Origin of the sequence: Pseudomonas fluorescens HK44 (assembly GCF_000217955.3) — a bacterium.
Classification (GTDB): Bacteria; Pseudomonadota; Gammaproteobacteria; order Pseudomonadales; family Pseudomonadaceae; genus Aquipseudomonas; species Aquipseudomonas fluorescens_AQ.
This window is the reverse complement of the sequence record NZ_AFOY02000018.1, coordinates 138,280-149,991: the sequence shown is the minus strand read 5'-3', so window position 1 is coordinate 149,991 and position 11,712 is coordinate 138,280. Positions and strand designations below refer to the sequence as shown.

Below are 11,712 nucleotides of genomic sequence, written 5' to 3'. Positions count from 1 at the left end.
TGTCTCTCGGCCGGTTATCCGTCCGCTGAGGCTGCTGACTATAAAGCGGGAAGCTTTCAGCAGCCTTGCAGACCGGGTGGTGAGTCGCTGACGCCGAAGTCAAAGTCCGGCGTCGGTTCTTTCTGTGTTGCTTGTAGTCTTAGTGCACCAGCATGCCGGTAAACCAGTAGGCCTGGGCCAGCGTAATCAGGCCGACGATAGTGGCAAAGAATAGGCTGTGCTTGAGAGTGAAGCGGAACAGGTCGGATTCCTTGCCCACCAGACCGGTCGCGGCGCAGGCCACGGCGATCGATTGTGGCGAGATCATTTTGCCGGTCACGCCACCGCTGGTGTTCGCCGCCACCAACAGCACGTCGTTGACGCCGATCTGGTGGGCGGTGGTCGCTTGCAGCGAGCTGAACAGCGCGTTGGACGAGGTGTCCGAACCGGTCAGGAACACGCCCAGCCAGCCGAGGAATGGCGAGAAGAACGGGAAGGCCGCGCCGGTGGCTGCCAGCACCAGCGCCATGGTCGACGACATGCCTGAATAGTTGGTGACGAAGGCGAAGGCCAGCACCATGCCGATCGACAGAATCGGCCAGCGCAGTTCAAAGAAGGTCTCTTTTAATATGGTAAGACCAATTTTTAAGTTGATCTTCAGGATCAGCATCGAGATCAGTGCGGAGAAGAAAATCGCCGTGCCGGTCGCCGAAATCGGATCAAGTTTGAACACTGCAGGAATCGCAGTCGGAGCGGCTACGATTGGAGCAGTCTTGATTACCAGTTGGTCCAGGTGCGGGATGGCGAAGTTGAACACCCAGCCGTACATCGAGCCGCCGGCGGCGAACATTGCCTTGAAGGGTTTCAAGGTCCAAATGGTCACCAGCGCGGTAAGGATCAGGAACGGCGACCAGGCCTTGAAGATCTCGCCGAAGCTGTACGGCGAAGGCTGGGTCGTACGCGGTTGACCGAAGCCACCGGCGCTTTTCACAGTTGCGGCGCCGACGCTGGCGGTCGCTTCGGCGAACGAACGCTTGGGCTGCCAGACCTTGAGGAACAGGGTCAGGGAAACCAGACTGACCAGCGCCGACGTAATGTCCGGCAGCTCGGGGCCAATGAAGTTCGAGGTGAAAAACTGGGTCACGGCAAAGCTCAAGCCCGCCACCAACGCTGCCGGCCAGGTCTCTTTGATGCCGCGCAGGCCGTCCATCATGAACACCAGCCAGAACGGCACGAACACTGACAACAGTGGCAGTTGGCGACCCGCCATGGCGCCGATCTTGAACGCGTCGATGCCGGTTACTTGGCCGGCGACGATGATCGGAATCCCCAGCGCGCCGAAGGCTACCGGCGCAGTGTTGGCAATCAGGCACAGGCCGGCGGCGTACAGCGGGTTGAAACCCAGTCCTACCAGCAGCGCGGCGGTAATCGCTACCGGTGCGCCGAATCCGGCGGCACCTTCCAGGAATGCGCCGAAGCAGAAACCGATCAGTAGCACTTGCAGGCGTTGGTCGTCGGTAATCGACAGCACCGAGCTGCGGATCACTTCGAACTGTCCGCTCTTGACCGTCAGTTTGTAGAGGAACACCGCAGCCACGATGATCCAGGCAATCGGCCACAGTCCATAGGCAAATCCATAGCCAGCAGCAGCGAAGGCCATGTCGACAGGCATCTGGAAGGCAAAGATCGCCACCAGAATCGACAGCGCCAGGGTAATGCTCCCGGCGACGTGTCCTTTGAGGCGGAACACGGCCAGAGCCAGGAAGAAAAATACGATGGGGATAACGGCCGCGAGTGCGGACAAGCCGAGGCTGCCGAGCGGGCTGTAGAGCTGTTGCCAGGTTTGCATATGGGGTGGCCCCTAATTGTTGTTGGTCAGGCACTGGTCAGCGTTCTTGGATAATTGGTAATACCAATTTACAATCGCTGTTGGCTAGGGTAAAAGCCTTGGGTGTGGTGTGTCAATTTGCCGCCCTGAAACTTTCGTCGAATGAGCGGTACAGAGTTCATCTGATCTGTTCGATCAAACGCCGTCTGGTAGGTGCTGGTACGACGCCAATAGGCCAGAATAGAGAGCCCGGCGAGCCGTCGGGACCGTGGAGAATGAGTTATGGGGTTTGATCAGATTCGTCAGCGCCGTTTGTCTGACGATATTGTCGAGCAGCTTGAGGGGATGATCCTTGAGGGCACGCTGAAATCCGGTGAGCGATTGCCGGCGGAGCGCGCCTTGGCCGAGCAGTTCGGTGTATCGCGCCCTTCATTGCGTGAGGCGATCCAGAAACTGACGGCCAAAGGGCTGCTGGTCAGCCGCCAGGGCGGTGGCAACTATGTGGTTGAATCGCTCGGTTCAACCTTCAGCGATCCGTTGCTGCACCTGCTGGAAAGCAATCCCGAAGCCCAGCGTGATCTGCTGGAGTTTCGCCATACGCTGGAAGCGTCATGCGCCTATTACGCCGCGTTGCGCGCGACGGATGTTGACCGCGAGCGACTGACTGCGGCATTCGAAGAGTTGCAGGATTGCTACTCGCGCCATGATCAAGTGAGTCGTGCGGAAGAGGGCGCGGCGGATGCGAACTTTCACCTGGCCATCGCCGAAGCCAGTCACAACGCGGTGCTGTTGCACACCATTCGCGGGCTGTTCGATCTGCTCAAGCGCAACGTGGTGACCAACATCGGTGGCATGTACAAACAGCGCGCCGAAACCCGTGACATGCTGATCAGTCAGCACCGGGACTTGTATCAGGCGATTGTTGAAGGGCACGCAGAGCAGGCGCGAGAAATTTCCAGCCGACACATTTTGTATGTGCAGGAAGTGCTCGAAGAGGTGCGTCAGGAAATACAGCGCATGGCTCGGGCGGAGCGGCGCAAGGGAATGTAGGTTGGGTTTTGTCAGTTAAATCTTTATCGCTTGTGCGATTGTCTTCGCGAGCAAGCTCGCTCCCACAGGTTCCAGGTCTGCCACATAAATGTCGGCATCTATAGATCGTGTGGGAGCGAGCTCGCGATAGCAGTTTCAAGCAGCAGGAAAATTAATCTTCCTTGCCCTTGTTACGCACTGCACGCTGCAGCTCGCGACCGGCATCGCGCTCGCGCTCGGTATCACGCTTGTCGTATTCCTTCTTGCCCTTGCCCAGAGCGATCTCGCACTTGATCAAGTGCTTGCTCCAGTACAACGACAGGCAGACGCAGGCGTAACCCTTCTGTTGCACGGCGGCAAACAGCTTCTCCAGCTCGCGCTGGTTGAGCAGCAGCTTGCGCGTGCGCGTCGGGTCGGCGATGACGTGGGTGCTGGCGGTGGTCAGCGGAGTGATATGACTGCCGAGCAGCCACGCCTCGCCATCCTTGAGCAGCACATAACTGTCGACCAGTTGTGCCTTGCCTGCACGCAGACTCTTTACTTCCCAGCCGGCCAGGACCATGCCAGCCTCGAACCGGTGTTCGATGAAGTAATCGTGTCGCGCCTTTTTATTCTGCGCGATGGTCCCTTCGGGGTGTTTCTTCTGTTTAGCCATAGGGGCGGCATTATAGGGAGTTGCGCGCGAGTCGGCTACGGTGAACCTGCGTGCTTGAGCGCATTGAGTGAATCCCGGACAATGCGCCCTCTTTTTTGATCGGTTGGGCGTGTTCGGGATGTCGTCAGACAAGGTTTCAGTCCACGGTAGTTGGGCTAGCCGTTGGGTTTTCATACTCGCTGCGACCGGTTCAGCCGTGGGGTTGGGTAGTATCTGGAAATTTCCCTATATGGTCGGCGTCTATGGCGGCGGCGCGTTTGTGTTGGTGTTTCTGGCGTGTATTGCGCTGATTGGCGTGCCGGTGATGTTGGCCGAAACCCTGATCGGTCGTCGTGCCCGGCAAAGTCCGGCAAATGCCTTGAAGGTGCTTGCGCTTGAAGCTGGGCATTCGGCGAAATGGTCCTGGGGCGCGTTTGCCGGGATGATCACGGCACTGCTGATTCTGTCTTTTTATAGTGTGGTAGGCGGTTGGTCGCTGGATTACATCATCGACATGGGGCGTGGTGACTTCCAGGGCGTTACGGCCGATCAGGTCGGCGCCCATTTTGATGGGGTGATCGCCGACCCTTGGCGTCTGACGCTGTGGCACACTCTCTTCATGTTGCTTTCGGCGTTCGTTATCGCCAAAGGCGTAGTCGCGGGGCTCGAGCGCAGTCTGCGGATCATGATGCCGTTGCTGTTCGTGATGCTGGTGATTCTGTTGGGCTACAGCCTGACCACCGGGCACTTCATGGAAGGCGTGCATTTCATGTTCGACTTCAACCCGGACAAGTTGCTGGACGGCTTGCTGCCGGCCATGGGGCATGCGTTTTTTTCCCTGAGCGTCGGTGTGGGTTCAATCATGATCTACGGTGCTTATATGCCTAAGCATTCGTCGATTTCCGGGACCATCGTCGGCGTTGCGTTACTGGATACCTTTGTTTCGCTGCTGGCCGGCTTGGCGTTGTTTCCGATTGTGTTTGCGGCGGGTTTGAACCCAAGCGAAGGGCCTGGATTGATGTTCGTCAGCCTGCCATTTGCTTTTGGTAACGTTGCATTCGGCCAGTTGATGGGGGTGGTGTTCTTCGTGCTGGTGGCAATTGCGGCCTGGAGTTCAGCGATTTCCTTGCTGGAACCGATGGTGGCCTACCTGGTTGAGCGGACCAACATCCGTCGTGGCTGGGTGACGTTCTGGCTGGCGTTCAGTTGCTGGTTTGTTGGCCTGGGAACGGTGTTTTCCTTCAATATAGGGAAACAGGCCAAGTTTTTCGTGAATGATGGCGGTGCGTTTCACCTCTACCAGTGGGGGGCGCAAAGCGGTCTGGACTTCTTTGGCGTGATCGATTTCTTCACCTCGCGGATCATGTTGCCGCTAGGTGGTTTGTGCTTTGTAGTGTTTGCAGGTTGGGTGATGGGCCGTGAAGCGGTGCGCGACGAACTGTCGATGCGCAGCCCGGCGTTGTTTGCTCTGACATTGTTCTTGATGCGCTATGTGGCGCCAATTGGCATTCTTGTAGTGTTTGCCGCCCAGCTGTGGAAGTGACGCTGACATGACGACACATATTCAACGTTCGGCCCTGTTGCCGTATCCGGCGCAAGCGCTGTATGACCTGGTTAATGACGTGGCGCGCTATCCGGAATTTTTGCCCTGGTGTTCCGAGGCTGAAGTGCTGGAAAGCTCTGCCGTGCACATGCGTGCGAGCGTAGGTGTGGCCAAGGGCGGGTTAAGCCAGCACTTCGTGACGCGCAATACATTGGTAGTCGGGTCTTCGATCGAGATGCATCTCGAAGAGGGGCCGTTCAATCAGTTGCATGGTGTTTGGGTGTTCAAGCCGTTGGGCGAGAAAGCCTGCAAGATCAGCCTGGACCTGTCGTTCGATTATGCCGGGCCGATTGTTCGGGCGACCCTGGGGCCGTTGTTCAATCAGGCGGCGAACACGCTGGTGGACGCGTTCTGTCAGCGCGCCAAGCAGTTGCATGGTTGAGTCGATGATTGACGTCGAGGTGGTGTATGCCGCCGTCGACCGCCAGGTGTTGCTCAAGATAGCAGTGCCCGTGGGCACAACTTTACCTGCAGCACTGGCTGAATCAGGTATCGCCGAGCAGTTCCCTGAATTGGACCTGGCGACGTGCCCGGTAGGGATTTTCGGCAAGGTGATTGCCGATGCCAAGAGCCGTCAGGTTCAGGCGGGTGACCGCATTGAGATTTATCGAGCGTTGCTGGCGGATCCAAAAGAGGTTCGTCGGTTACGTGCGGCCAAGGCTGCGGCGCAGGCCAAGGCCCGGGATCAGTAAACTTCCCAAATGACAGCCAACAAAAAGCCCGGCATGCCGGGCTTTTTGTGGTGTCGCAATTTATTGCGGCGCGGTGTCCAACGGTGTTGGTGTCGGGACTGGAACGGTTTCGACCTTGTCGACGTCCTTCTGGATCTGGTCCAGCAGCGAACCCGGTTTTACCGGTTTCTCTGGCTTCGGCTTCTCGGCGTTTTCAGTCGGGGCGGTTACGGTGGTGCCGCTGTTCTTGCCGAGAATCGCTTCGTCACGGCTCACACCAGGCATGAAATCGCCCGACAGGCTGACAAGCTGGTCGTTAGGGTTGAAGATAACGCTGATGCGTTCCTGTTGGCGTTCACCGCCGCCTGGCTGCAGGCTATACAAGTAATCCCAGCGATCGGCATGGAACGTGTCGGTCAGCAGTGGGTTGCCCATGATAAACCGTACTTGCCGACGGGTCATTCCCGGGCGTAACTGGTCTATCATGTCCTGCGTGACGACATTGCCCTGCTGGATGTCGATTTTGTAAACCCCGGGGAATGAACAACCGGCGAGTGCGAGCAGTCCCACAAAGGTGAAACTGGTTAGCAAGAGCTTGGTGTTTTGCATCGGTGGGCGACTTCCACTATCTTGGCTGGGACAACGTAAACGCCGATCATACCCGCATTAAGAGAAGCTGCGAAGCAGCATCGCGAGAAAGCTGACCATGGTTGAAAATAGCGAACTACGCAAAGCCGGCCTCAAAGTGACCCTGCCACGGGTCAAAATTCTGCAAATGCTCGATTCCGCCGAGCAACGTCACATGAGTGCTGAAGATGTTTACAAGGCGCTGATGGAAGCTGGCGAGGATGTCGGTCTGGCCACGGTTTACCGTGTACTGACCCAATTCGAAGCGGCTGGTCTTGTGGTCCGTCACAATTTCGACGGCGGCCACGCGGTCTTCGAGTTGGCTGACGGCGGTCACCACGACCATATGGTTAACGTGGAGAACGGTGAAGTGATCGAGTTCTTCGAGGAAGAAATCGAAAAGCTTCAGAAGGCAATTGTCGAGAAGCACGGCTTCGAGTTGGTGGATCACAACCTGGTGCTGTACGTACGCAAGAAAAAGTAGGCATGTCGCGCGGATTTCTGGTCCGCGATACGAACGAAGGCGACCCAAGGGTCGCCTTCGTGCTGTCTGGTGACTTTAAATTTTTGCCGTCACGACCATTTTCTTTGCATGGGCCAGGGATTCCTTGGTCAGGTCGATCCCTCCCAGCATTCGCGCCACTTCTTCAATACGCTCGTTTTTACTCAGCTTGGACACGGCGGTGTGCGTGGCATCGTGACCGCGCACCTTGTGGACAAATAGATGCTGATGGCCCTGGGAAGCTACTTGCGGCAAGTGAGTGACGGTCAGCACCTGTCCGCGCTCCCCGAGGCGGCGCAAGAGCTGGCCGACAATTTCAGCGGTCGGGCCGCCAATGCCGACGTCCACTTCGTCGAACACCAGTGTTGGCACTCGCGAGGTTTGTGCGGTGATCACCTGGATGGCCAGGCTGATTCGTGACAGCTCACCACCCGATGCGACTTTTGCCAGTGCCTTGAGCGGTTGCCCAGGATTGGCGCTGACCAGCAGTTCCACCTGTTCGAGGCCGTTGGGCAGCAGTTCGGTGCTGGCGTTGGGGCGTAGCTCAATGGTGAAGCGGCCGCCGGGCATGCCCAGGCGCTGAATTTCCTGTTCGACGGCATTGGCCAGGCTGGTGGAAGCCTGATGACGCAGATCACTCAGCTCCCGGGCTTTTTCCTGGTAGTGCCGGGCGAATGCACCCAACTCTTCGCTCAGTCGTTCGATGGATTCGTCGTTGGCATTCAGCGTTTCGATTTCGTCCAGCAGCCTTTGCTGAAGCTCTGCGACTTCGGTGGGCTGGATCCGGTGTTTGCGCGCCAGGGTGTAGATCGAATCCAGGCGTTCTTCGAGTTGCTGGAGGCGTGCCGGATCGGCATCGAAATGGTCGAGAAAGCGGTTCAGTTCACCAACGGCTTCTTCCACCTGAATCTGTGCACTGGTCAGCAGATTGGTCGCTTCGCCCAGGGCGCCGACCGAATTGTTCACGCTCGACAGGCGGTTGAGGCTGGCTGTCAGGGCGTTCAGTACATTGCCGGAATCGCTTTCGCTGCACTGCTCGACCACTTGTCGGCAAATGCCGAGCAAGGTTTCGGCGTTGGTCAGGTTTTTGTGTTCCTGCTCCAGTTGCTCCAGCTCACTCTCGCCGAGGCCGAGGTTTTCCAGTTCTTCCAGTTGGTAGCTGAGCAATTGGTGGCGAGCACGCTGCTCGTCGCCCGAGTTGGAGAGGCGCTCCAGCTCCTGGCGGGTCTGGCGCCAACGCTGGGCGGCCAGTTGCACCTGGCGGGCGAGGTCCGTGGCGCCGGCGTATTCGTCGAGCAGTCGACGGTGCGTGTCGGTTTTCAGTAACGATTGGTGTTCATGTTGGCTGTGGATATCGATCAGCAGTTCGCCAAGGGCTTTAAGATCGCCAAGCGGGCAGGGGCTGCCATTGATGTAGCCGCGCGAGCGACCTTCGGCGGTAATCACCCTGCGCAGGATGCACGGGCCGTCGGTATCGAGGTCGCGCTCGGCCAGCCAGGCACCGGCTTCCGGGATATCGGCGAGATCGAAAGTGGCCAGGATGTCGGCCTTCTCGGCGCCTGGGCGAACCACGCCGCTGTCGGCGCGATCGCCAAGGGTCAGGCCCAGGGCGTCGAGCATGATCGACTTGCCGGCGCCGGTTTCCCCTGTGATCACGCTCATCCCGCGATCGAGTTCCAGATCGAGATGTTCAACGATGGCGTAGTTATGTACGGACAGGTGCACCAGCATAGAGGCCGCTCCCAGGCTTTAAGTCTGGTTATTTATACAGTGTTTTGTTTCTGCCTGACAATGCCCTTGGTTAGCTCGATTCGCTTGGCAAATGGTTTTTTTTAAAACCGCTGGAATGTTAAATCAGTCGTTTTGTAAGGGTAATAGCGCTCAGCGCTCCGGCAGCCCTTGAACCTGGAATTTGCGACCCCATATACCGGGGCAGAAGCGCGAGTCGAGTTCGCGCACGATTTTGAAAGGAGAAATCTATGGCTGACGAACAGACGCTGGATACGCAAAATCTAGACGCCGATCAGGCTCCCGAAACATCGGGTGAAGACCTGGTGGCTCGTGTACAAGTGCTCGAAGAGCAACTGGCTGGGGCGCAGGATCAGTCTTTGCGTGTTGCTGCCGATCTGCAGAACGTCCGTCGTCGCGCCGAGCAGGATGTAGAAAAAGCTCACAAATTCGCGTTGGAAAAGTTCGCCAACGACCTGCTGCCGATCATCGACAGCCTGGAGCGTGGCCTTGAGCTGTCCAACCCGGACGACGAAAGCATTCGCCCTATGCGTGAAGGTATCCAGCTGACCCTGAAAATGTTCCAGGACACCCTGAAGCGTTATCAGTTGGAGACGATCGATCCTGTAGGTGAGCCGTTCAACGCGGCACACCACCAGGCGATGGCCATGCAGGAAAGTGCCGACGTTGAGCCCAACAGCGTGCTCAAGGTGTTCCAGAAGGGCTACATGCTCAACGGTCGTTTGCTGCGCCCGGCCATGGTCGTGGTCAGCAAGGCTCCGGCGCCGGTTTCGCCTTCGATTGACGAGCAAGCTTGAAATCCGCCGTAAGGCCCCCATTTAGAAGTCAAGCGTTTAAGTGCTACCGCGGTTAGCCACCACTGCTGCGGCAACCAAATCCAAAGTTTCGGGAGAGTGAACATGGGCAAAATTATCGGTATCGACCTGGGGACTACCAACTCCTGCGTCTCCGTGCTGGAAAACGGCGTAGCCAAAGTTATCGAAAACGCTGAAGGCGCGCGCACGACGCCGTCGATCATCGCTTATGCCAACGATGGCGAGATCCTGGTGGGGCAGTCTGCCAAGCGTCAGGCTGTGACCAATCCGCACAACACTCTGTATGCGGTGAAGCGTCTGATCGGTCGTAAGTTCGACGAAGAAGTCGTACAGAAAGACATCAAGATGGTCCCTTACAAAATCGCCAAGGCAGACAATGGCGACGCATGGGTTGAAGTGAACGGCCAGAAAATGTCGCCGCCACAGATCTCGGCTGAAATCCTGAAAAAAATGAAGAAAACCGCCGAAGACTACCTCGGCGAGACTGTAACTGAAGCGGTCATCACCGTTCCTGCGTACTTCAACGACAGTCAGCGTCAGGCGACCAAAGACGCCGGCCGTATTGCGGGTCTGGACGTAAAACGTATCATCAACGAACCTACCGCGGCCGCTCTGGCTTACGGTATGGACAAGGCCAAGGGCGATCACACCGTGATCGTTTATGACCTGGGTGGCGGTACTTTCGACGTTTCCGTCATCGAAATCGCCGAGGTCGATGGCGAGCACCAGTTCGAAGTGTTGGCCACCAACGGTGACACCTTCCTGGGCGGTGAAGACTTCGACATTCGTCTGATCGACTACCTCGTTGACGAATTCAAGAAAGAAAGCGGCATGAACCTCAAAGGTGACCCGCTGGCCATGCAGCGCCTGAAAGAAGCCGCTGAAAAAGCCAAGATCGAGCTGTCCTCGAGCCTGCAGACTGATGTTAACCTGCCGTACATCACTGCAGACGCGACCGGTCCTAAGCACTTGAACGTGAAAATCTCCCGCGCCAAGCTGGAAGCGCTGGTTGAAGACCTGGTTCAACGCACCATCGAACCTTGCCGCATTGCCCTGAAAGACTCGGGTATCGACGTTGGCGCGATCAACGACGTGATCCTGGTCGGCGGTCAGACCCGTATGCCTCTGGTTCAGAAGGCTGTTACCGATTTCTTCGGTAAAGAAGCCCGTAAAGACGTGAACCCGGACGAAGCGGTTGCCATGGGTGCTGCTATCCAGGGCGCAGTATTGGCTGGTGACGTGAAAGACGTTCTGCTGCTCGACGTCAGCCCGCTGACTCTGGGTATCGAAACCATGGGCGGCGTGATGACTGCGCTGATCGAGAAAAACACCACGATTCCTACCAAGAAATCGCAAGTGTTCTCGACTGCCGATGACAACCAGGGCGCAGTGACCATTCACGTGCTGCAAGGCGAGCGTAAACAAGCTGCCCAGAACAAGTCCCTGGGCAAGTTCGACCTGGCCGAGATCCCGCCAGCACCGCGTGGCGTGCCACAAATTGAAGTGACCTTCGACATCGACGCCAACGGCATCCTGCACGTAGGCGCCAAAGACAAGGCCACCGGCAAGACTCAGTCGATCGTGATCAAGGCCAACTCCGGTCTGTCCGAGGAAGAGATTCAGCAGATGATTCGCGATGCTGAAACCAACGCCGACGAAGATCGCAAGTTCGAAGAGCTGGCCACTGCCCGCAACCAGGGCGACGCGCTGGTTCACTCGACGCGCAAAATGGTCGCAGACGCTGGCGAAAAAGTGACTGCTGAAGAGAAGACTGCAATCGAAGCGGCCGTGGTTGCCCTGGAAGCCGCCATCAAAGGCGACGACAAGGCTGCCATTGAAGCCAAGGTTGAAGAGCTGTCGAAAGTCTCCGCTCCAGTGGCGCAGAAGATGTACGCCGAACAGGCCCAGCCAGCTGAAGGTGCTGCACCGCACGCTGAAAAAGCTGAAAAGGCTGACGACGTTGTCGACGCTGAGTTCGAAGAAGTCAAAGAACACAAGTAAGTTGTTGGTCGGCCGGTTGACTGCCTTTGTGCGGTGGCTGGTAGGATGTCGCCGCGCGGGAGCTTGCTCCCGCGTTGGCGTGTCTGGAGTAGACGAATTTTTACAGCATGCGACAGCGTTCGTGTGCTGGCGGTGCGGACGGGGATGCTCCTGCTTTCCGATCCACAGGTATCGCATCGAATCAAAGACCAGGATCGTTGAATTGACGTGAGTTGGGTCCGGGCCTGTATTGGGGCTCAACGAGTTTGGCGAAGCTCAGGAGGGGTTTGCCGAA

The 11,712-nt window shown here is 57.5% G+C and carries 11 protein-coding genes; 7 read left to right on the top strand and 4 right to left on the bottom strand.

Annotated elements, in window-relative coordinates; all coding sequences use genetic code 11:
• Nucleotides 1-139: 139 nt before the first annotated feature.
• Entirely contained in the window at nt 140-1,828 is a 1,689-nt protein-coding gene (locus HK44_RS22190; protein ID WP_019691768.1) for a lactate permease LctP family transporter, read from the bottom strand.
• Nucleotides 1,829-2,089: 261 nt separating this feature from the next.
• On the opposite strand from HK44_RS22190, the gene HK44_RS22185 reads away from it, so the two are divergent.
• A complete protein-coding gene (locus tag HK44_RS22185) occupies nt 2,090-2,857 on the top strand; it encodes an FCD domain-containing protein (protein WP_019691769.1) in 768 nt (255 codons plus the stop codon).
• A 151-nt stretch (nt 2,858-3,008) separates the two neighbouring features.
• On the opposite strand, the gene smpB is transcribed toward HK44_RS22185, so the two are convergent.
• Entirely contained in the window at nt 3,009-3,491 is a 483-nt protein-coding gene (gene smpB, locus HK44_RS22180; RefSeq protein ID WP_019691770.1) for an SsrA-binding protein SmpB, read from the bottom strand.
• A 118-nt stretch (nt 3,492-3,609) separates the two neighbouring features.
• On the opposite strand from smpB, the gene HK44_RS22175 reads away from it, so the two are divergent.
• Genes HK44_RS22175 through HK44_RS22165 form a run of 3 tightly spaced genes read left to right on the top strand, consistent with a single transcriptional unit; the run spans nt 3,610 to nt 5,765 of the window.
• Nucleotides 3,610-5,013 (top strand): sodium-dependent transporter, encoded by a 1,404-nt coding sequence (locus tag HK44_RS22175; RefSeq protein ID WP_019691771.1) that lies wholly within the window; start codon nt 3,610-3,612, stop codon nt 5,011-5,013.
• A gap of 7 nt (nt 5,014-5,020) precedes the next feature.
• Complete coding sequence (locus HK44_RS22170) at nt 5,021-5,455, top strand: type II toxin-antitoxin system RatA family toxin (RefSeq protein ID WP_019691772.1); 435 nt, start codon at nt 5,021-5,023, stop codon at nt 5,453-5,455.
• Entirely contained in the window at nt 5,448-5,765 is a 318-nt protein-coding gene (locus HK44_RS22165) for an RnfH family protein (protein ID WP_019691773.1), read from the top strand. The genes HK44_RS22170 and HK44_RS22165 overlap by 8 nt, the downstream gene beginning before the upstream one ends.
• A 60-nt stretch (nt 5,766-5,825) precedes the next feature.
• Here the strand turns inward: HK44_RS22165 and HK44_RS22160 are convergent, their stop codons facing one another.
• Entirely contained in the window at nt 5,826-6,353 is a 528-nt protein-coding gene (locus tag HK44_RS22160) for an outer membrane protein assembly factor BamE (RefSeq protein ID WP_019691774.1), read from the bottom strand.
• Nucleotides 6,354-6,450: 97 nt separating this feature from the next.
• On the opposite strand from HK44_RS22160, the gene fur reads away from it, so the two are divergent.
• Nucleotides 6,451-6,855: a ferric iron uptake transcriptional regulator gene (gene fur, locus HK44_RS22155; protein WP_019691775.1), complete on the top strand. Its 405-nt coding sequence runs from the start codon at nt 6,451-6,453 to the stop codon at nt 6,853-6,855.
• 75 nt (nt 6,856-6,930) lie between these two features.
• Here the strand turns inward: fur and recN are convergent, their stop codons facing one another.
• Nucleotides 6,931-8,604: a DNA repair protein RecN gene (gene recN / locus HK44_RS22150; RefSeq protein ID WP_019691776.1), complete on the bottom strand. Its 1,674-nt coding sequence runs from the start codon at nt 8,602-8,604 to the stop codon at nt 6,931-6,933.
• A gap of 248 nt (nt 8,605-8,852) precedes the next feature.
• On the opposite strand from recN, the gene grpE reads away from it, so the two are divergent.
• Nucleotides 8,853-9,419 (top strand): nucleotide exchange factor GrpE, encoded by a 567-nt coding sequence (gene grpE / locus HK44_RS22145; RefSeq protein WP_019691777.1) that lies wholly within the window; start codon nt 8,853-8,855, stop codon nt 9,417-9,419.
• 102 nt (nt 9,420-9,521) lie between these two features.
• A complete protein-coding gene (dnaK, locus tag HK44_RS22140; RefSeq protein WP_019691778.1) occupies nt 9,522-11,438 on the top strand; it encodes a molecular chaperone DnaK in 1,917 nt (638 codons plus the stop codon).
• Nucleotides 11,439-11,712: the final 274 nt, after the last annotated feature.

What these genes read in the sequence shown, in the direction of transcription:
- HK44_RS22190 (WP_019691768.1), bottom strand. Translation starts at nt 1,828, where the DNA reads ATGCAAACCTGGCAACAGCTCTACAGCCCGCTCGGCAGCCTCGGCTTG.
- HK44_RS22185 (WP_019691769.1), top strand. Translation starts at nt 2,090, where the DNA reads ATGGGGTTTGATCAGATTCGTCAGCGCCGTTTGTCTGACGATATTGTC.
- smpB (WP_019691770.1), bottom strand. Translation starts at nt 3,491, where the DNA reads ATGGCTAAACAGAAGAAACACCCCGAAGGGACCATCGCGCAGAATAAA.
- HK44_RS22175 (WP_019691771.1), top strand. Translation starts at nt 3,610, where the DNA reads ATGTCGTCAGACAAGGTTTCAGTCCACGGTAGTTGGGCTAGCCGTTGG.
- HK44_RS22170 (WP_019691772.1), top strand. Translation starts at nt 5,021, where the DNA reads ATGACGACACATATTCAACGTTCGGCCCTGTTGCCGTATCCGGCGCAA.
- HK44_RS22165 (WP_019691773.1), top strand. Translation starts at nt 5,448, where the DNA reads ATGGTTGAGTCGATGATTGACGTCGAGGTGGTGTATGCCGCCGTCGAC.
- HK44_RS22160 (WP_019691774.1), bottom strand. Translation starts at nt 6,353, where the DNA reads ATGCAAAACACCAAGCTCTTGCTAACCAGTTTCACCTTTGTGGGACTG.
- fur (WP_019691775.1), top strand. Translation starts at nt 6,451, where the DNA reads ATGGTTGAAAATAGCGAACTACGCAAAGCCGGCCTCAAAGTGACCCTG.
- recN (WP_019691776.1), bottom strand. Translation starts at nt 8,604, where the DNA reads ATGCTGGTGCACCTGTCCGTACATAACTACGCCATCGTTGAACATCTC.
- grpE (WP_019691777.1), top strand. Translation starts at nt 8,853, where the DNA reads ATGGCTGACGAACAGACGCTGGATACGCAAAATCTAGACGCCGATCAG.
- dnaK (WP_019691778.1), top strand. Translation starts at nt 9,522, where the DNA reads ATGGGCAAAATTATCGGTATCGACCTGGGGACTACCAACTCCTGCGTC.